The 20,041-nt window shown below is 37.7% G+C and carries 20 protein-coding genes and 5 pseudogenes; 13 read left to right on the top strand and 12 right to left on the bottom strand.

Features of this window, described 5'->3' with window-relative positions; translation table 11 throughout:
* Positions 1–10: 10 nt before the first annotated feature.
* The 3 genes and pseudogenes from V4P54_RS02965 to V4P54_RS02975 form a co-directional block, all read right to left on the bottom strand.
* Positions 11–2,064: pseudogene (locus V4P54_RS02965) on the bottom strand (portal protein).
* A pseudogene (locus V4P54_RS02970) lies at positions 2,049–3,376 on the bottom strand (PBSX family phage terminase large subunit). The pseudogenes V4P54_RS02965 and V4P54_RS02970 overlap by 16 nt, the downstream one beginning before the upstream one ends.
* The gene (locus V4P54_RS02975) at positions 3,357–3,674 is read right to left on the bottom strand and encodes a hypothetical protein (RefSeq protein ID WP_455476585.1); all 318 of its coding nucleotides are present in this window, start codon (positions 3,672–3,674) and stop codon (positions 3,357–3,359) included. Before V4P54_RS02975 ends, V4P54_RS02970 begins: the two are co-directional and overlap by 20 nt.
* 460 nt (positions 3,675–4,134) lie before the next feature.
* On the opposite strand from V4P54_RS02975, the gene V4P54_RS02980 reads away from it, so the two are divergent.
* Together V4P54_RS02980 and V4P54_RS02985 are read left to right on the top strand one after the other, a co-directional pair.
* Complete coding sequence (locus tag V4P54_RS02980; RefSeq protein ID WP_455477672.1) at positions 4,135–4,425, top strand: HigA family addiction module antitoxin; 291 nt, start codon at positions 4,135–4,137, stop codon at positions 4,423–4,425.
* Between the two features lie 153 nt (positions 4,426–4,578).
* Positions 4,579–4,857, top strand: coding sequence for a type II toxin-antitoxin system RelE/ParE family toxin (locus tag V4P54_RS02985; RefSeq protein ID WP_455476586.1), 279 nt, complete (start codon positions 4,579–4,581; stop codon positions 4,855–4,857).
* Between the two features lie 132 nt (positions 4,858–4,989).
* Here V4P54_RS02985 and V4P54_RS02990 read toward each other — a convergent pair whose 3' ends face one another.
* Positions 4,990–5,541 carry a hypothetical protein gene (locus V4P54_RS02990; RefSeq protein ID WP_455476587.1) on the bottom strand — a complete coding sequence of 184 codons (552 nt, stop codon included), beginning with the start codon at positions 5,539–5,541 and terminating at the stop codon, positions 4,990–4,992.
* An 11-nt stretch (positions 5,542–5,552) separates the two neighbouring features.
* A complete protein-coding gene (gene ssb / locus V4P54_RS02995) occupies positions 5,553–5,966 on the bottom strand; it encodes a single-stranded DNA-binding protein (RefSeq protein WP_455476588.1) in 414 nt (137 codons plus the stop codon).
* A gap of 308 nt (positions 5,967–6,274) precedes the next feature.
* Between ssb and V4P54_RS03000 the strand changes: the two genes are divergently transcribed.
* The 3 genes and pseudogenes from V4P54_RS03000 (at position 6,275) to V4P54_RS03010 (ending at position 7,146) form a co-directional block, all read left to right on the top strand.
* Positions 6,275–6,550, top strand: a complete 276-nt coding sequence (locus tag V4P54_RS03000; protein WP_455476589.1) for a type II toxin-antitoxin system RelB/DinJ family antitoxin — start codon at positions 6,275–6,277, stop codon at positions 6,548–6,550.
* Entirely contained in the window at positions 6,550–6,819 is a 270-nt protein-coding gene (locus tag V4P54_RS03005) for a type II toxin-antitoxin system YafQ family toxin (protein ID WP_455476590.1), read from the top strand. The genes V4P54_RS03000 and V4P54_RS03005 overlap by 1 nt, the downstream gene beginning before the upstream one ends.
* A gap of 86 nt (positions 6,820–6,905) precedes the next feature.
* Positions 6,906–7,146: pseudogene (locus V4P54_RS03010) on the top strand (addiction module antidote protein).
* Positions 7,147–7,225: 79 nt separating this feature from the next.
* Here the strand turns inward: V4P54_RS03010 and V4P54_RS03015 are convergent.
* From V4P54_RS03015 to V4P54_RS03025, 3 genes are read right to left on the bottom strand one after another with little or no spacing between them, the layout of a single operon-like run.
* Positions 7,226–7,756 carry a hypothetical protein gene (locus V4P54_RS03015; protein WP_455476591.1) on the bottom strand — a complete coding sequence of 177 codons (531 nt, stop codon included), beginning with the start codon at positions 7,754–7,756 and terminating at the stop codon, positions 7,226–7,228.
* Positions 7,674–8,771 carry a DUF1376 domain-containing protein gene (locus V4P54_RS03020; protein WP_455476592.1) on the bottom strand — a complete coding sequence of 366 codons (1,098 nt, stop codon included), beginning with the start codon at positions 8,769–8,771 and terminating at the stop codon, positions 7,674–7,676. Before V4P54_RS03020 ends, V4P54_RS03015 begins: the two co-directional genes overlap by 83 nt.
* A gap of 44 nt (positions 8,772–8,815) precedes the next feature.
* Positions 8,816–9,154 (bottom strand): hypothetical protein, encoded by a 339-nt coding sequence (locus tag V4P54_RS03025; RefSeq protein WP_455476593.1) that lies wholly within the window; start codon positions 9,152–9,154, stop codon positions 8,816–8,818.
* Between the two features lie 50 nt (positions 9,155–9,204).
* On the opposite strand from V4P54_RS03025, the gene V4P54_RS03030 reads away from it, so the two are divergent.
* The 8 genes and pseudogenes from V4P54_RS03030 (at position 9,205) to V4P54_RS03065 (ending at position 16,532) form a co-directional block, all read left to right on the top strand.
* A complete protein-coding gene (locus V4P54_RS03030) occupies positions 9,205–9,855 on the top strand; it encodes a S24 family peptidase (protein WP_455476594.1) in 651 nt (216 codons plus the stop codon).
* 166 nt (positions 9,856–10,021) lie between these two features.
* Entirely contained in the window at positions 10,022–10,396 is a 375-nt protein-coding gene (locus V4P54_RS03035; RefSeq protein ID WP_455476595.1) for a hypothetical protein, read from the top strand.
* Positions 10,397–10,549: 153 nt separating this feature from the next.
* The gene (locus tag V4P54_RS03040) at positions 10,550–11,332 is read left to right on the top strand and encodes a RecT family recombinase (RefSeq protein ID WP_455476596.1); all 783 of its coding nucleotides are present in this window, start codon (positions 10,550–10,552) and stop codon (positions 11,330–11,332) included.
* Between the two features lies 1 nt (position 11,333).
* Positions 11,334–11,957 (top strand): annotated as a pseudogene (locus tag V4P54_RS03045) (lambda exonuclease family protein).
* Positions 11,958–12,071: 114 nt separating this feature from the next.
* Entirely contained in the window at positions 12,072–12,290 is a 219-nt protein-coding gene (locus V4P54_RS03050) for a hypothetical protein (protein WP_455476597.1), read from the top strand.
* Between the two features lie 7 nt (positions 12,291–12,297).
* A pseudogene (locus V4P54_RS03055) lies at positions 12,298–13,339 on the top strand (tyrosine-type recombinase/integrase).
* 436 nt (positions 13,340–13,775) lie between these two features.
* A complete protein-coding gene (locus tag V4P54_RS03060) occupies positions 13,776–14,990 on the top strand; it encodes an NADP-dependent isocitrate dehydrogenase (RefSeq protein ID WP_455476598.1) in 1,215 nt (404 codons plus the stop codon).
* Positions 14,991–15,104: 114 nt separating this feature from the next.
* Positions 15,105–16,532 (top strand): MFS transporter, encoded by a 1,428-nt coding sequence (locus V4P54_RS03065; RefSeq protein ID WP_455476599.1) that lies wholly within the window; start codon positions 15,105–15,107, stop codon positions 16,530–16,532.
* 402 nt (positions 16,533–16,934) lie between these two features.
* Here the strand turns inward: V4P54_RS03065 and tgt are convergent, their stop codons facing one another.
* From tgt to coaD, 4 genes are all read right to left on the bottom strand, one after another.
* Positions 16,935–18,071: a tRNA guanosine(34) transglycosylase Tgt gene (tgt, locus tag V4P54_RS03070; protein WP_455476600.1), complete on the bottom strand. Its 1,137-nt coding sequence runs from the start codon at positions 18,069–18,071 to the stop codon at positions 16,935–16,937.
* A gap of 336 nt (positions 18,072–18,407) precedes the next feature.
* Complete coding sequence (locus V4P54_RS03075) at positions 18,408–18,920, bottom strand: peptidylprolyl isomerase (RefSeq protein WP_455476601.1); 513 nt, start codon at positions 18,918–18,920, stop codon at positions 18,408–18,410.
* Positions 18,921–18,938: 18 nt separating this feature from the next.
* The gene (locus tag V4P54_RS03080; protein ID WP_455476602.1) at positions 18,939–19,520 is read right to left on the bottom strand and encodes a peptidylprolyl isomerase; all 582 of its coding nucleotides are present in this window, start codon (positions 19,518–19,520) and stop codon (positions 18,939–18,941) included.
* Positions 19,504–20,025 carry a pantetheine-phosphate adenylyltransferase gene (coaD, locus tag V4P54_RS03085; RefSeq protein ID WP_455476603.1) on the bottom strand — a complete coding sequence of 174 codons (522 nt, stop codon included), beginning with the start codon at positions 20,023–20,025 and terminating at the stop codon, positions 19,504–19,506. The genes V4P54_RS03080 and coaD overlap by 17 nt, the downstream gene beginning before the upstream one ends.
* Between the last annotated feature and the right edge of the window lie 16 nt (positions 20,026–20,041).

Raw genomic sequence — 20,041 nt, forward strand, 5'->3', positions numbered from 1 at the left:
TTCTGTTCCTTCAATAAGTCTTTGCTCTGATCGTCGCAGCTCGATATTGTTCCAGCTGTGTTTGCAGAGCTTTGCGCTCTAAATCACGCTGCGTTATTTCATTTTTTGCTCGTTGAAGCTCAAGCTGCATCCGCGCTTGTTCTTGCTTCAAGAAAAGCTCAATATTTTTTTGCTGCAATGCCGCCTGTTTCTGCTGCGCATCGAGTTGATAAAGTGTGCTCTTAGCCTGTGCTTCCTGCTGTAAGACGGCAAGCTTTGCTTGTTGCTCTGGTGTTAATTGTGCCCCTTGGCTTTGTTGCATCATCTGTTGCTGCTGCTGTTGTGTCTGTGCTTGTTGTGCCTTTGCAGTTAAACTTGCTACAAGCGTTGCTGGCAGCGGTGAAAGCTTTAGAATATCTGGAATCATCTCAGGTGTTATGAAACCACCAAGCAACGGCAGCATCTGCGTAACCGCCGCGAACGTCTTCTCTTTTTCATTTGGGCTAGTGGGTGAATCATCAACAATAATGTCATATTCAAGAGTCGTTACAGCTTCACGAGTTAACGGCACATATTGAGCATTTTCTGCTCCAGAAATACGCACCAAACGACCATCAGAGAGATAATTTTGGATAAGATAAAGAATAATCTTTCCCTGTCTGCACCGATAAAGCTTTAGATTATCAAATAAGCCTGCAAGCAAATTAAGTGTTGATTGCCGTCGTGTATTTTCTAGAACATTTGCTTGGTTAACCTCTCGTGTTCCTATAAACTCAGCTGACAATCCTGTTACATGGGTTATCGCCTCACGTGATTCATTGAACAGTTGAAAAAGCCTGTAGGAAATTGTGCACTTGGCTTTGGTTGGATTTTCCCGCTAGTCAATGCCCCCTTTTCTAACCACGTGATCGTATCTGTCCGCGCCCAACTTTCTAGTGCTTGGCGCTCATCATCAAAAGCACCCCGTTCTGCCATTAAGCCACCCTTAGATTGGCTATTGAGGATGTACATCACTTGGCTAAAATATTTATTCGACCATTTTTGTGGGTCTTTAGCTGGACGAACAATCCCGTAAAACTGGTTTTTAAGTTTATCCAGTGTACCCGTGATACATTCCCACCCAAGCTGCCCATCAGGTGCTAATGGTCTATCAGGCTTCGCTAAAAGGCGACGTCCTAAAAAAGCACGCTTAACCACTTTTTTATTGAAGCGCGCCCCTTGTAGTTGTGGCACCATCATCTGAATTTGCTTAAACTCTCCCTTGCTATAGTTACGCATCTGACCTGTTTGGAGATCAGGCGCCTTGTAATAAATTTCGTACTCAAACCAACGGCATTCAACGAGCGTAACATACCGTTTTCCAGAAAACTGCTCTGATAAAAAATCTGCATTAGAATGATCATCATACGCATCAAGCGACACATGATGTTCCTCAGTACCTGCTGTACACTCTACAGCCAAATCGGCATTCAAATCTTCAAAAGCCACATTAGGGAAAAGGCTTTTAGCATCCTCGATTGGTTTGCGATCAACATACCACATACGTTGTGCATCAACGAGATTTGGTCTAACAGCGTTGACATCCCATACCATTTTCAGCGGGTCTAAACGTCTAACAGTAGGCATTCCTTCAGGGTCTGTTTCATAATCTAAACGTGTATCTGTCCAGCCCATGCCACAAATGACCATATCCTGAAAAGCATCAGAATCGGCATATTCAGCTTCCGCTTCGTCACGAAACCATTCTGCTGCTCCAGTAAGCAATTCATTTGGTATTGCTGCACCTACTTGTCGTGGCTGAAACTGCACTTCGCGTTTATTATTACGCTCCGCTCCAACAATTGCATTCACAAGTGAAGCAATACGGTTAAAGGTCATAACGGGGCGGCGTTGCATTTTTAAAACTGCAAGGTCTTCTTCAGCCCATTGGCGCCCATTATAAAAATCAAAATCTTCACGCGCCTGTTCACGACATTTATTAACGTGCTCAATATCTTCTGCATACCAAGATTTTAAACGTCGATAGAGATCATACTGATCTAAATCTGTTGTTTTCTTAGAGTCATCCTTTAGAATGCCATCCATGATGCTGCTTCTCTTTCTATGGCGCGATAGCGCTCTTGTTGAGGTTTGGTGCGTGGTGCTTCATAAGAAATACACATCAGTCCAAAGACATCAGCTCCATGACTCGACCAATCATGTTCAGCACCCAAACCAATGCCGCGCTTTTCATCCCATTTTTCGTGATACCAATTTAGTGCCTTGCGACCAGCAACTGTTGTTTCTTCATGAAACCAAACAGATGGCAAAATACGCCGTACTGCCTCAATACGCATCTTCACAGCTCCAGCACCTTGATTAGGAACCACTTGCGTTTTAAAGCCCGCATCATTTAAGGCGCTCTCAAAGCTCACATCATGAACGCGATCTTTGGTCGCTCCATCGTGTGGCAAAACCATCAATGCCTTCTCATAGCCATTGCGACGCAACCAACCTATATGCTCTGAAAGAGCAGCTGCCCCTGTGCTTCGTAATAATCAAGAACCCTTATTTCTTTGCCTACAAATTGTGCAATCCATATTGCTGTAGCATCTGCTTTAGCACCTGTTCCGCCAATATCCCAAAATGCCCGCATTTGCATTAAAGGATCACGTGCAACACGCCCTATTCGCCCATCTTGTTCAACTGCCAACATTTCTTTCTGGTAGTAAGCACCTTGAACAGCCTTAAGATAATCTCCATCCCATATATGTTTATAGGTTTCGGGGCGGTTCTTAAGATCATCAAGCCGTACTTCATCCAAAATCCTCGGAAATTTCGGATTATCTAACCAGTTTATCTCAACACGCTTAATTGACTGATTGTCTGAAAAACGAAACCGCTTCTCAACTGGAGCATTTTCACGCAGCGGGTTCCAAGTTACCCAAAGCTCTGCATGCCAGTCTTCTCCTTCTTCACGCAATGTTGGAATGAGCGTTTGCCAAGCCGTTTCAGTAACTGGTTCTGCTTCATCAACCCAGCAGAGCAAAATACGCCCCATTGACTTGATACTTGCTATATTGCGATCAAGACCTGAAAATTGAAAAGCTATACGACCATCGATCGATTTAATCGACGATTCTCCAACCTTATAATAGCTCTTTAAAAAATCATGGCTCTCAATAGCTCGTTTAATCTCCTCCAAAGAACTCTCAGCAAGCGAATTCTGAAATTGGCGGGCACAAAGAATGGTACCCGATATTCCTCGCATGCCAAATTGATAACCTTTTAAAGCCGCCATCAATGCAAATGATCTTGTCTTTCCAGACCCTCTCCCACCCCAAGCCGCACGAATACCTGCCTTACCTATAAAAATCGGTATAAGCTTTGGTACAATCTTAATTTGCTTGGTTGTCATTGATTAAAGGAACAATTTCAACACGCCCTACCATCTTGATGGCATCCCCATCCTCACCTGTTACTTGGAGAGGCAAAATCTTCCCAAACAATGATAAATAGGCTGCTGGACATTTAAGTGCTTGCTTCTCAAGGTAAGAAATTAAACCATCATCACCATATTTCTTACCCGCTCGTTCAGCAGCTTTAATCACTGCTTCTTTAAGAATACGTGTCGTTTTATTCGGAACACCTTTCACTCGCCCCATACCAGCTTTTGGTGGCGTTCTTTTTGCAGGTTTTGCAATAGTCGCTTTCATGTGTGTTTCTTTTGTGAATAAGATAACAAAAAACCCCGCAAATGCAGGGCTTCAAACAATAAACAATCATATCAATTTTATAAGAGAGATTGTAAACTTACTGTAATTTCAGACACAATTACGCCAGTACAGCAACGTCATTAAATACGACTTTTTATAGATTGTCAATATAAAAAATCTAAATATTGTATTTTTTATTCCTGCTATCCAAATTGAACGTTTAAAAATTTAAAATATGCTTTTGAAAAGTAGACAAATTTTCAATAAATAATTTAATTTCAATATCTTAATATAAAATATATATTTTAAAAATGTATTTCAATTTTCAGAATTTGATTTTAATACTTTACATATTTTTCATCTGCTATATAATAGCTCTTAATAGCTTTACACGTCACAGTAAGGAGCTGTGACGTGTAAAGCTACATAGAATAAAGTGGATGATAAGGTCAATGACAATATGAAAAACCCTCCTCACCCTGGCGAATTATTACGTGAAGATGTAATTAAGGAACTTGGCTTATCTGTTACCGAAGCAGCCAAACGGTTAGGTATGTCTCGCGTAGCTCTTTCTAGAGTTTTGAATGGAAAAGCTGCCATTAGTTCTGACTTAGCGATTAGACTTGAAACGGTTGGTGTTAGTACTGCGCGCACTTGGCTAAACATGCAGACAAGTTATGACTTAGCGCAGGCACGAAAACGCTCTCAGCCTAATGTATATTCTTTATCGCCTACCACAGCTGCGGCATGAATGAGAAGCGCTTTTTGGGAAGAGGTGAAGAGTACTAAAGATGATATTTTCCTAAAGTTAGCAGGAGATTTTTGTTGTATATTGTATCTATACACGATATGATATGCGATATTATGATTCTTTCTAAAAACAATAGCTATTTTAGGAACATTAATGATATTGAATTTTAAGCACAAAGGGCTTGGAGACTTTTATTATAATGATGTTATAAATGGCATTCCACTTTCTCACGTTAAAAAATTAAGACGCATTTTGTTCGCACTTGGAGAAGCCGAATCGCCAGAGAGCTTGGATATACCAGGATTTCGATTGCATTCCCTGAAAGGTGATTTAAAAGAATACTGGTCAATTACTGTCAATAAAAATTGGCGTGTGATATTTCGTTTTGATGGTAGAAATGTTGATTCGGTCGATTACTTGGATTACCATTAAGAAATACCAATAGAATATGTAATGAAATTGTCAAAAACGATAATAATATTTTTTTGTTATATATAAAAAGTTTAGTGATATATACTCTTAATGAAAAAAGCTGTTATTAATATTCAAGATGATACTTAAAATTTACATATTCACACGATTTTGCGTAAAATATCTATAAAGCTCGTTGAGAATAATATGCAATGAATTCACAAGATATGGCAGCGGTTGATCTTCTACAACAAGGTATTGTAGTGCGGCATGAAGATTATACTGACGATGTAAACTTTGGGTTTCTGCAATAATATCTTTCACAGCTAAAAACTGTTCTGTTGCTATTTTTACCCATTTTTCCCTTGCCTCATCATTAGAAGACGAAAGCGCTTCATTATAAACTGCTCCAGATAAACCTTTTGCACATAAATAATCATTTCTGATTTGTAAGTATCGTTGTGCAGCATCGTATTGTTCTTGGCTAAACTCACCTTGCAAACAAAGCCGCCCGATATAAGTACCAGAAAGTGGATTTTTTGCATCTTCCGCAGTCAAACCAAAGTGCTTTGCACGCATTTCAATTGCCAACCGATCAACCGCAACAAATGGCGTTTTTGCACGCGAAATACGTCCATTTTTCTCTCTCACACATCCTTCAATCCGTGGGCGTCCACATTTTACATGTTTTTTTCTTTTTGTCATATTTTTCTCAATCAAAATGGAACATCATCATATGCAGATACAGTGTGATTTTGTGTCGGATCTACAGTTGGATCATGATCTTTCTTTGCATCAAGCAAATACAATTCGCCTTTAAACTGCGGTACAATCACTTCTGTCGTGTAACGCTCAATACCTTTATTATCTTGCCATTTACGTGTCTGTAATCGCCCTTCAACATATACCTTGCTTCCCTTCTTGAGATACTGAAGGGCAATTTTTGCAATGTGGGGATTAAAAACAGCCACAGAATGCCATTCTGTTTTCTCTATTTTCTGATTGGTGTTTTTATCTTTATAGCTATCAGAAGTCGCCACGCTAAAATTGACTATTTCAACTCCAGAGGACATTGTTTTACTTTCTGGATCAGCACCAAGATGCCCTATCAACGTCACCTTATTAAGCATATTTTTATATCCATTAAGTTTGCGCTTTATATGGATATTATTTTAACATGATTTTATTATTTTTTCTAATATTTTCAAAGTGATATTATTAATTATTAACATATAACATTTACATTTTATAACACTAATTAATAAATACGTGACTACTATAAACGCATAGCGTATCGTATCAACTATCAAAAGAAATTTATTGATATAAGTTAAAATATTCCAACACAAAATGATAAAACTCATTGTTCTCTTCAAAATGCTGTATTTGTAGCTCAATTGTGCTATATAATAAAAGATGTGATATAGAGAACAACATTATGATGGACACAGTAACAAATTCAAAAGACGTCGTCCGCGCACGGATAGATAAAAATTTAAAAAAAGAAGCTAATGCAATATTAGAAACTATGGGTCTCACTATATCCGATTTTATGCGGATTGCCTTAACTAAAGTTGTAACTGAACAAGGTTTACCATTTGATATGCACACTCCGAATAAATTAACGGCTGAGACATTGGAAAAAAGTGATAAAGGAGAAGATGTCTACGTCGCAAAAGATATAAATGACCTATTTCGTGATTTGGGGATTTAATGTTAAAAATAATCCGTTCAAATCAATTTAAACGTGACATTAAAACAGTTGCAAAACGCGGTAAAGATTTGGAAAAAATCAAAAAAGTAATGCTACTATTGCAAGAAGGAAAATCTTTGCCATCACGTTATAAAGATCATCCCCTTAAAGGGAACTGGTGTAACTTTCGAGATGTACATATTGAGCCAGATTGGGTCTTGATTTACAAAATTAATGATAATGAAATACGGTTTGAACGTACATGGAATCATTCCGATCTATTTAGATAGTGTGTATTTATAACGTAATTTTACTTTATTTTTCAAAACTAATTATAACCTAGACTATCGGATTTATTTCGTAAAATGAAGTTATGATGAAAATAACACCCTTTGATGCCAGCGAGTTTTTTCAAACTCCTGAAGATTTGAAAGAACTCTTACAAGATGCTTTAGAAACCAAAGATAGTGGCTACGTTTCACATGTGTTAGGGATTATTGCGCGCAAACAAGGAATGACAGCAATTTCCAACGAAACAGGACTAAACCGAGAGTCTCTTTATCGCTCGTTAAGTGAAAAAGGTTGACCCACGGCTTTCTACTTTTTTAGTATTTTAGATGCCTTTTTATCGATTTAAACGCATATCTAATACAAAACGATCAGTACTTTTCACTATTTTGCTAAATGAAGATACTCTCACGCTGCTTTATCCCGCTGTGCTTTGGCAAAATACGCTTTTGCTTCTACGGAATCTGAAGCATCAAGCATCCGTCTCAGTTCATCAAATTTTTCTACAGAAATCGGCTCTCCTTTTGGTTTTGGTTTAACCTCTGATCTTTCTAAGTACTGAAATATGTTTTGAACTGCTTTTCGAACGCCATTTTCAAGCTGTTCACAATAAAGAAACAAATCTGTTGCTGATGGCATAAACGTTGTCGAAAAACCTTCTGCTTTACCTTTTATCACGTCTCTTATTGCCGTCTTAAGTCCCCACTGGCTCACCCCGTCAAGTGCAAAAAAATATCCAAGTGCAGTAGCCTTTTCATCTGCTGCAGTTGAGATTTTACGAGCACCAGACAGCACATCAAACATTAAACTGATTTCTTGCTCAGAAGCTTGCTCATCAAGTTGTTTTAACGCCTCATTACCCAAGGCAATGACTTGCTCCGCTTCTGCAATCGATGGTTTTTGTCCCGGGAGCCAATGGAATGGTGGGTCTTGCGTCATCCTCGAAGAGAAACCTGTACGCACTGTCAGAATGTTTGATATTGCGGATGTGTTCAGCGACGCGGTGCCCCCAGCCACGCTGTTGATCTGTTTGGTAACCAGTTCCTTTTCCATAGTTGTTTCCTTTCGCTAAATTCTCGACAGTCCTACGCACCCAGACACGCCATGTCGCTGGCCAATCACGTTTGACAGCATTCTTCCCTGTCGCAACTTTCCAATGATCTTTGAAGTTTGCGATCTCGAAGTTTACGCGTTCTGGAGGCAAACCTTCCTGAATTGCAAAATCGTAATCAGGCTCGAAATCAGCAGGCAATCGACAACCTCGATCAGTTTTGGCTCTTTTAGCTTTTGGTGAAATGTTCTCTTGCTCGTGAACGGGAGGTAATTTCACAACGTCAGTGATTTCTGAAGAACTATCTGCATCTGAAATCTCGTTTTGAGCTGAAAGTGTATCGAACAACGCATCACTGCCATTTGGCTCTTGAATGGATAGAGCAGTTTCTGAATCTTCGAAATTTTCTTTTTTTGCTAATACGATAGTATTAGTTTTTTTATATATGTTATTGTTAATGTTATTAGCATTGCGAACGCTATGCGCATCGCATGCGGTTCCGCATTCAGTCCGCATATGTGAATTATATGCGGAATTGTTTGCTTCTTTTAAATAATCGTTATCACTTTTGTTTTTAGCTTTCTGCCATCTAACACTAGCAGCTTTGGATGCAGATTCTGATTTTTCTTTACTATCACTTAATTCTGCTTCAACATCTAAATTCCATAAACGACCATCTGCTAAGCTGATAATTTTTTTCTTAAGCAATAAAAGGTCTAATGCTTTGATAAACGTTTTCATTGGGTAACCAACATAAAGAGCTAATGCCTTTAAGTCATTTAAAAGAGGTTCGCCAGTGTAAAGCATTTGAAACCGCAACATCACATAGATACATTTTTCTGTTGGAGATAAACAAGAAACCTCATTCATCCATTCACCCGCGTTAAGCTTCGTCCAAGGCAACTTAGTTGACATGCCCGATTTCCCCTTCCTTTATTTTCCTCATTTTAAGAGTGTGAATTGTGCTGTTTTGATATGTTGCGTTGTTGACATGTTTTCATGTGAACAGGAGGACATTCAACGAATGTTCGCGTTGAAGATAATGCGGAATCACATAATTGCGTTTTATGAGAAAACGATAAAAAATCTTCTGCTTTAATCGGTACACCAATTCTTGCAGCTTCATCCAAAAGAGTGAGAATATGCCTTATCGGAATCCTTCCACCAGTTCCTCCTTTTGATACGGGACGAAGCCAAACATATACACGTGTTCTATGAACCCCAAGAAGCTGAGAAACCCTACGAGCTCCACCCAATAAATTTATTACTTCATAAAATTGTTTCATAGCATATTATGTAGCGATTATGAAAACATTGTCAAGAAAGAAACTTAAAAATGAAATTATATGTTGTTAAATTAGAAAATGACGATTGTATACAACATACCTACAATAAAAAGATGAAAACAAGAATTACTCAATGGTTACAAGACGCTTTAACTGAATCTGGATTAAGTCAATCAGAGCTTTCGAGACAGCTAACAATTTCTTTAGGAAGATCTATAGATCGCGCTGCTGTAAACAAAATGCTAAAGGGCACAAGAGATGTTTCTGCCCGAGAATTACTAGAAATATCAAAACTTACTGGCGCTTGCATTCCAGACAATCGCTTAGTTCCTTTGATTGGGTATGTAGGAGCAAGCGGAGAAATAACTGCTATAGATTCTGGGCATTTAGAAGAAGTGGATGCACCGCCTTCAGCTCCCAAAGGAACTGTCGCTGTTCGTGTTGTAGGTGATTCTATGTTTCCAGCCATTGAGGAAGGGAGTCTTCTCTTTTATTCTCATCATCTCCCACCAGAAAACCTTATTAATAATAGAGCTATTATAAAAACTAAATGTGGGAAAGTTTACGTCAAGGTATTACGCCTAGGAAAAGAAAAAGGGAAATGGGTTTTATCCAGTATAAATGACAAATATGCTGATATTAAAGATATAGAATTAGAGTGGTGTGCACCTATAGATTGGATTAAGCCAGCTAGAATATAAATTTAATACCCTTATATTTTTCTTTAAATAAAACATTAATATGATAAATTTTTAAAAAATTTCTAAATTCGCTACATTTTCTTATTGACTTAGTTTCTAAATTCGCTACATTTATTCCCATAAACCACACACAAGCAATTGCCAACAGGCATTAGAGGGGGAGATTATGGAAAAGCCAATTTTTGTGAATTCAGATGAAATTTTGTTAGTTATCTACAATGGCGATGAACACTTTGCTGAATCAGGACCGTTCTACGATGAATTCGAAATCTTGAAAGTTCTGTATGGTACAGAGGGTGCAACAAAAATCCTTCGTATAGACAATTCAATGAAGCACTGTGAAGATATTAGCGAAGAAATTGCAGAAGCATACATCAGGGAGAATGATATCCTTCAACCATGCGAAATTGAACATCCTTTTGTAGAAGAGAGCGATGCCTTTGATGCTTTTTGGGATGAGGTTGCAAAGCAAGAATATGAAGATACAATGTACGGTACCTACGAACAGCAACACCGTTTACGCCTTTGTGACGTAATCTAACTCCTAAAGGCGTTTTAAGAGCGCCCCCCTTTTATCAAGAAATATCAGTTTCTTTCTTAAGAGCTGAAAAGACAAAACTCTAACAGCACAACAACTTTTAACAAATGCGTGATTCACGCCACAGGTGGATTGCGCATAAATGAGGGATTCAATATGACCAATTATCCATTAACAGCCATGGCACAGAAATATGGTTTTTCTCATGATGAATTTCGAGAAACAATTATCAAAACTTGTACCAGTACGAAATTTCCTTTTTCTCATGAAGAGTTTGCTGCTTTCATTTGTGTTGCCAATACCTATGAACTTAACCCTCTCACAAAAGAAATCTATGCACTCCCCAAAAAAGGTGGAGGTCTTATACCTGTTGTCTCTATTGATGGGTGGATTAAAATCATCAAATCAAACCCAGATTTTGATGGAATGACCTTTCAAGATCAGCTCGACAATAACGGCAATTTGATTGCTATCAAATGTTCAATACGTCTGAAAAACATTAAAGACCCTATCGAGGTCACAGAATATTTATCAGAATGCAAACAAAACACAGATGTTTGGGTAAAGTATCCCGCTCGTATGTTGCGCCATAAAGCAACCATACAATGCGCACGCTATGCTTTTGGTTTATCAGGTATTTATGAAGAAGACAAAGCTGCACGTATTAATGGTACAAGCCACAATACACAAAGCCAGCAAATTTCAAATGAACTGCTTATACAAATCCAAGAATTAATGGATCAAACACAAACACAAGAAGAAAATGTGCTTTCTTTTGCAAAAGTTGGAGAACTTAGCGAGATGTCTCCTGAGAAAGCACAGACTGTTTTGGAAGGTTTGAAGAAAAAACAACGTTTACAGATGGAAGCACAACAAGGAACTTCTATACAAGAAGCTGAATATGAACCAATTCAACAAGCGCAGGCAGCGGCGGTGTGATATGGAGCAAAGAACAGCAGAATGGTTCCAAGCGCGATTAGGAAAAGTTAGTGCTTCAAATGTTTATAGTATCATCAACAGAACAGCCAAAGGACTCCCTACAAGCAAATACGACGAGTACAAAATCAAACTCATCACAGAACGTTTAACAGGAGAAACAAGCCCATATTATGAAAGCGAAGATATGCGGTGGGGAGTTGAGCATGAAGATGCTGCAATCGAAGAATATAGCTTCATTTATGATGCTCATGTAACAAAGTGCGGCTTTATGCCCCACCCTACAATTGCAATGGCTGGTGCAAGCCCTGATGGTCTTATTGGTGAGTACGGATTAATTGAAGTCAAATGCCCAAGATCAACAACCCATATACGCTTTTTTATAGATAATGAGATCAAACCTGAATATATCGCACAAATGCAATTTCAAATGGCTTGTACAGGACGCAAATGGTGTGATTTTGTAAGCTATGATCCACGCTTTACTCATAAAGCATCACATTTACGCCTTTAAATATGCCGCATACATCGCGATGAAGAGCAGATTAAGCATATCAATGAAGCGGTCGAAGCCTTTTTAACAGAGATAGAACAAGACATGAAGCAGATATTGACTAAAGCTGCTTAACACTATGGGGGTGCGTTCCTCCTCTTAGCACCCCCGCCCTTTATCATAACAACTTTCAATAAATGCGTGATTCACGCCACAGGTAAATTGCACATAAAATTAGGAGACTACATCATGGCTCATCGCCAACCTACTATAACCCAGCCAGCGATTGCTCGTGCTTTAAGAGAAGCCAAAAAACAAGGCTGCGAATTAATAGAAATCAAGCCTACGGGAGAGCTACTCATCTATCTCAAATCTGATATCCCAATACCAAATTCAACCACTCACCCCGACAAGCTTTTAGACTTGCAAAAGAACGAATATTACGAAGCTTTGCTCTCTAAGATGTGAAGCCCCCATGCCTAAACCACGTCCCCCTCATCTTGTTAAAGAAATTACACGCCATGGCAAAACTATATGGTATGTACGTATCGGTCATGGATCACGTCGTAGAGTGCACGGAATCTATGGAACACAAGAATTTGTTGACAGCTATAAGAGCGCACTTGCTGAATTGAAGGCATCATCCCCCCTAAACCTAAATCAGGAAAACTGATTGAAAGCTCCTTTGCATGGCTCCTTAAACAATATTTAAACAGTGTCGATTGGCATAGTCTTGCTAAAACTACACAAAGACAAAAAAACTCATTTTAATGAAAGTATGCGATGCTATAGGAAATATTCCATACAGAGAAATTAAAAAAACACATATCATAGCTGGTGTTGAACGGCGCAAAGAAACACCAGCAACTGCTAGAAACTTTCTAAAAGCACTTAATGGTCTTTTTAAATGGGCAATTGATCAAGAACTTTTAAAAGATAATCCAGCTTCAAGCATAAAAAGACCACCTCTCAAAAACAAAGATGGGTTTCCTGTGTGGACAGAAGAAGACATAGAGAAGTATTATCAACGCTGGTCTGTCGGCACGCATGAACGAGTCTGGATTGGTGTACTTCTGTATACAGGTTTAAAACGTGATGATGCAGTGCGCATTGGCTGGAAAGACGTAAAAGATAACATCATTCATCTAAAAACAGAAAAAAGTAAATTCCAAACAGATGTTTTTCTTCCAATCTTGCCTGAGTTAGCAGAAACACTTCAAACTGGTTCTGTCGGAGATGAAACATTCATTTGCGGTAAAGGAGGTAAAAAATTAACTAAAGAAAGCTTTGGAAACCTGTTTCGTGAAGCATGTAATGCAGCAGGCATAAAAAAATCAGCACATGGATTAAGAAAATTAGCAGCAACACGCGCCGCAAATTCAGGTGCAACAGTTTCACAACTCAAAGCAATTTTTGGCTGGACAGAAGACAGTATGGCATCTCTTTACACAAAGAGCGCTGACCGCAAAAAACTTGCTCTTGAATCAATAAAAAAGCTTCAAAAAAGTGAGGGATAGAGACAAAAAAACATAATAGAATCAATGATAAGAAAATCCCTTACTATTAATATAACTCATTGATTTTCTTATTCTTTGTTTTGCCCCTTGGGCGTACCATTTCTTTTTTGTAGAGATTAACATTTTGATTTTTCCCATTTTTTGTACATTAGGAATAATGAATCAGACAATACAATTTTAAAGTAAATATCTGATTTCTGATACTATAGAATTGATTTTTATCATCTGTACAACAGTTATAGCTTATTTTAGCATGTGAGTTTTTTTTCGGTAATTTCTAATTTTTCAATAAAAAAATATATCAAATTAACAGCGTGTTTTTCTTATATCAGATTTGAAGCAATCTCTGTTTTCACTTTTCATCATAATCTTGAAGATGTTATAAAAAAAGACATGCCATAAAAAACAATATCGTTTAAATGAAAAAGGACTTCTAATGACAAAAATTACAGTGGAAAATCCCGTTGTTGAAATCGATGGGGATGAAATGACACGCATTATTTGGAAATATATCAAAGATAAACTCATACATCCCTATCTTGACATTGACCTTAGGTATTACGACCTTTCTATTGAAAATAGAGATGCAACCAATGATCAAATAACCACTGATTCTGCAAATGCCATAAAACAATATGGGGTCGGTATAAAATGTGCAACCATCACCCCTGATGAATCACGAGTAAAAGAGTTTAACCTAAAAAGAATGTGGAAATCACCTAATGGCACAATTCGCAATATTTTAGGAGGAGTTATTTTTCGTGAGCCTATCATCTGTAAAAATATTCCACGCCTCGTTCCTAACTGGACAAAACCAATTATTATTGGGCGTCATGCTTTTGGTGATCAATATAAAGCAACAGATTTTAAATTTCCAGGCAAAGGAAAACTGAGTATTCATTTCGTTGGTGAAGATAATCAAGTTATCCAACATGATGTTTTCGATGCCCCTAGTGCAGGGGTTGCCATGGCTATGTATAACCTTGATGAATCAATTTGCGACTTTGCACGCGCATCCTTTAATTATGGGCTACAAAGAAATGTTCCTGTTTACCTTTCAACAAAAAATACTATTCTAAAAGCTTATGATGGCCGTTTTAAAGACATTTTTCAGGAAATATTCGACACAGAATTTAAAACAGAATTCGAAAATCGTAAATTATATTATGAACACCGCTTAATTGATGATATGGTTGCTTCCGCTCTTAAGTGGCCAGGAGGATACGTCTGGGCATGTAAGAATTATGATGGTGATGTTCAATCTGATATTATTGCTCAAGGTTTTGGTTCCCTTGGTCTTATGACTTCCGTCCTCATGACACCAGACGGAAAAACTGTTGAAGCAGAAGCTGCCCATGGTACAGTGACACGCCATTATCGTCAGCATCAAAAAAATGAAGAAACATCAACAAATTCTATTGCCTCTATTTTTGCATGGACACGCGGGTTAACACATCGTGCTAAACTAGATAATAACGAGAAACTAAAAAATTTCGCTACAACTTTGGAAAAAGTTTGTATTCAAACTGTTGAGGAAGGTTTTATGACTAAAGATCTTGCACTTTTGATTGGACCTCAACAAAAATGGCTTTCCACAACAGGATTTCTCGATAAAATTGATGAAAATCTCAAGAAAGCAATGATTCATTAAACTAAACAAGAATTTCAAAGCTCTTCTTTTGCAGAGCTTTGAATATTCTCTTGGAAAATTTAAATAACTGCCTTATAAAGAAATAAGGTTAACTCTCTGCTAAATCGCAAAATAGTGAAAAAACAAAGCTGCTCCTCTCTTTTATTGAGTAAAAATGGCATTTGCACCTTAACCTTTACAGGAGGTGTTGCGCTACATGCTATCAATGCTTACATCGTGATAACTATTTTGCCCTCACTTATAAACGATATAGGCAGTGAGCTTTATTATTCTTGGGCAGCTACTGTTTTTGTCATAGCATCACTCCTTGGTACCTCACTTGCAACAAAAATATTAGGGGAAATGGGACCACGTAATGCATATGTTATCGCTTGTTTTATATTTACCGTAGGGACATTCATATGCAGCGTCGCATTAGACATGCAATTATTCTTAATAGGGCGCTTTATACAGGGATTTGGAAGTGGCTCTCTATTATCCTTATCCTATTCCATGGTGCGCATTATTTTTAGCCCACCTTTATGGCCGCGTGCATTAAGCATTATTTCTGGAATGTGGGGAATATCAACTTTGTTGGGGCCAGCTATTGGAAGCATTACTATACAATATGGCGCATGGAGAGTATCTTTTTGGATAGTTGGTGCATTGGCTATAATTTTTGCACTTATAGCCTTTAAATTTTTACCAAAAGAAAAGGGAAATTATGTTCCAACGCCTCCGCTTCCTCTCCCACAACTCCTCATACTTACTTTGCTGATTTTTATTATTTCTGCTGGAGGAACTACAGATATTACTATCATACAAATTTGCGGATTAATTATCGGACTTAGCCTTCTTTTTGTTTTGGCAAAACTCGAATCATCCACACTTTATCCCATGATGCCACATAAAACATTTTCTCTCTCCTCCGAATTTTTTCCTGTTTATACATTGATATTAATCATGACTACAATAGGATACAGTGTGGAACTTTATTTCCCACTTTTTCTTCAAAAAATTCATGGACAAACTCCACTCTTTGCAGGTTATATGGCAATACTCATGAGTTTTGGTTGGACATGTGGTTCTATATTAAGTACTGGTGCATCCACAAAAAAAATTGGCAATATTATTGTATATTCTCCCATATTAAGCCTACTAGGTATGGGTGTTCTTTTGTGGCTTATTCCAACAAGAGTTTCTGCACCTGAATACACCGTTATTATTTGCTTAACATTGCTTTTTATTGGAATTAGTATTGGCATATCATGGCCACACTTGTTAACACGAATCTTACAATGTGCAAGCAGTAAAGATGCTTTACGAGCTAGCGAATCCCTTACTTCTGTACAGCTATTCTCAGCAGCTCTGAGCGCGACACTAGCAGGAACAATTACTAATCTTGCTGGCATATGTGATCCTGGAGGAATAGCAGGAATGATTTCTGCAGCAAAAGTTCTCCTCACAACACTCACTAGCATTTTATTTTGTCTGGGTATTCCATTTGCCTTACGAGTCTCTTTCAAGATATTGAAAAATCCAACCGGACAATCTGATAATTAAATAGATCATAACTGCAGTCTTATCTCTAAACTGTTATCAGTCCCTGTTTCATTCCAAATTAGGCAATAAATCACTCAAAAAATTCTATCGTAAATAAAATGTATCAACATCTTTTACTAAAACTTAGCATTTGATAGTAAAAAAATGCAATTTTCATACTTCTTTAAGAGTTCACTAACCTCTCATTAATAATGTTGTTCTAGATAATCACCAGGAACAGAAGTATTCTGTTTTTCTCCGGATCAGGTAGCGCGTACCGGAGTTAAATTATCTCTGCTTAACATTATCAATTGTAGAGAATATATGTTGCCAATAAAACTGCGTGTTCATCTTTTGGTGCGGCGCAGTTTTATGTTTTTAAATGCATTTCTTTAATTACATGCAAGAAGGCAATATCATGTGTTATAAACGATCAATACCTTGTCTCCCTCGCATCCATAAATTTCTTGTTGCAGCACAGAAATCAGAGTAACATCCCGCTTCAATAGAAGCGCGAATATCTTGCATAAGTTGTTGATAATAAAAAAGATTATTCCAAGTTAACAGCATACCACCCAAAGATTCACCAGACCTTATTAAATGATGTAGATAGGCGCAACTATAATCACGTGCAGCTGGACAAAGAGACTGTGGATCAAGAGGATGAGAATCCTCTGCATAACGTGCATTGCGCAAATTAATTCGACCAAATCGGGTAAAAGCCAAACCATGACGTCCTGCACGAGTCGGCATGACACAATCAAACATATCAACACCACAAGAAACACTTTTTAAAATATCATCAGGGGTTCCAACCCCCATAAGATAGCGTGGCTTATCCTCTGGCAAACTAGGACAAGTAGCCTCTAATACAGCTATCATGACACTTTGTGGTTCACCAACCGCAAGCCCTCCGATCGCATAACCTTTCAAATCCATCTCTTTTAATACTTGAGCAGAGCGTTCACGCAGTTTCATATTATCACCACCTTGAACAATTCCAAACATAGCTTTATCTGGCTGATCACCAAAAGCCTGTTTACAACGCTGAGCCCATCGCAAAGAAAGCTCCATCGCAGATTCTATTTCTTTTTCAGTTGCGGGTAATGCAATACATTGATCTAATTGCATTTGAATATCCGAATTGAGAAGACCTTGAATTTCAATTGAACGCTCTGGATTCATTTCATAATACGCACCGTTAATATAAGAGCGAAAAATTGCACCTTGCTCTGTAATTTTACAGATTCCAGCAAGAGACATAACTTGGAATCCACCAGAATCTGTTAAAATCGGTTCAGACCAGCAAGAAAATTTATGTAAACCTCCTAAACGTGCGATACGCTCGGCTCCTGGCCTTAACATTAAATGATAAGTATTACCCAAAATGATATCTGTTCCCAAAGAACGTAACTGATCCATATACATAGCCTTAACTGTACCTGCTGTTCCAACTGGCATAAATGCAGGCGTACGAATACATCCACGTCCCGTTATAATTTCACCACGACGAGCATATCCATCTTGTGCAATTTTCCTATAATGAAACTTTTTTTTCATTATTTTCATCTTTTCTATCACATAAACTTATCTTCACCATAAAAATAAAGACAACTCTTCTCATCCACACAATCATAAGCGCTACAGATAATTTTGGACTTTGAATTTTTTTAAACACTAAATCTGCATGAAAAAAACAAATGAGATAAACGAAAAATTTTCTACAAATCAGCCAATATCATAGAAATGATTACTATTGCATTTCTAAAATACATAGAGCGCAAAACAACATATATTTTGTTATCTTTTTTATTTTTTAAAAGCGCATTTTTTCTACAAAAGATAGTATCAATATCAACAAACGTTCAACATAAACATTCTATATAAAAACTATAATTATTTTAAATCTGTAGCAATCATGGCTTTGATAATAACATCAGGATTCATTACAGGCTCACCACGAGTGATTTTATCAATATTTTCCATGCCTTCAATAACCTGACCCCATATAGAATACTGACGATCAAGCCATGGAGCATCTGCAAAACAGATAAAAAACTGCGAATTAGCAGAATTTGGATTCTGACCACGCGCCATGGAAACTGTGCCACGCTTATGAGAAAGATTTGAAAACTCTGCCGTCAAATTAGGCTTATCTGATCCACCCGTACCAACACACAATAAGTTGAATTCTTCACTGTCCTTTTTTCCGAATTGCACATCACCAGTCTGCGCCATAAAACCATCAATAACACGATGAAAAACGACATTATCATAAGCACCCTCACGCACAAGCTCTTTAATGCGTGCAGTATGCTTAGGAGCTATGCCAACAAAAAGATCAATAACTACTCTACCCCTCGTTGTTTCAAGAACCAAAGAATTCTCTAAATCTTTAATCTTAACCATATAATAAAACTCTTTAATTTACCTATCATCTTGTAAATAGGCAGCGTTAATAACATCAGGATCTTTCACAGATCCATTATTACTTGTAGTACCCTTCTTAATTTTATCAACAATATCCATTCCTTTTATAACCTTTCCAATAACAGTATATTGGCCATTTAAAAAGTAAGCATCCCTAAAACAAATAAAAAATTGCGAATTTGCTGAATCAGGATCTTGTAGACGTGCCATACCAACGGTGCCCCGCTTAAACGGCTCCTCTGAAAACTCAGCCAATATATTTGGATAATTCGAACCGCCAGTACCGACACGCTTAAGATCAAAATTCGCACTACCTTTTTTTCCAAATTTTACATCACCAGTTTGCGCTATAAAGCCAGGAATAACACGGTGAAATACAACATTATTGTAAGCCCCATCCTCTGTTAACTTCTTAATTCGCGCAACGTGTTTTGGAGCCAAATCAGAACGAAAGCGAATAATTACATCACCATTTTTAAGCGATAAAATAAGAAGACTCGAATCATTTGCTGAAGCACCGAACGAAAAAAAATAAAAAGCGTACACTAAAAAAAACAAAACTTTAAGATACACAATCATTCTCTCCTAAAGATTGAAATTTCGAACGTAAAGCTTGCGCAACATTTTTGGGAACAAAGGACGTAATATCCCCTCCCATAAAAGCAACCTGACGTACTAAAGTGGAAGTTATCGCGCGTCCAGAAACACTCGCAGGAAAAAAAACAGTTTGTAATTCAGGTGCCATTATAGCATTCATTCCGGCCATTTGCATTTCATAATCAAAATCTGTTCCATCACGCAGTCCACGAATAAGAAATGAAGCACCAATTTCACGAGCTTTATCAATCAAAAAAGTATCAAACGAAATAATCTGCAATCGATCAGAATCAACATTTAATAAATCTTTTCTCACTTGTGTAATTAAATCAACGCGCTCTTCGAAACTAAAAAGGGGAATCTTTGTAGCTTGCATACCAATAGCAATAACCACCTTATCAGCCAAAACTAAACCGCCTCGTAAAACATCAAGATGACCATTTGTAAAAGGATCGAAAGAACCTGCATAAAGAGCAATTTTTACCATTTTACTCAGCTACCTT

Source organism: Bartonella sp. B41 (genome assembly GCF_053795765.1).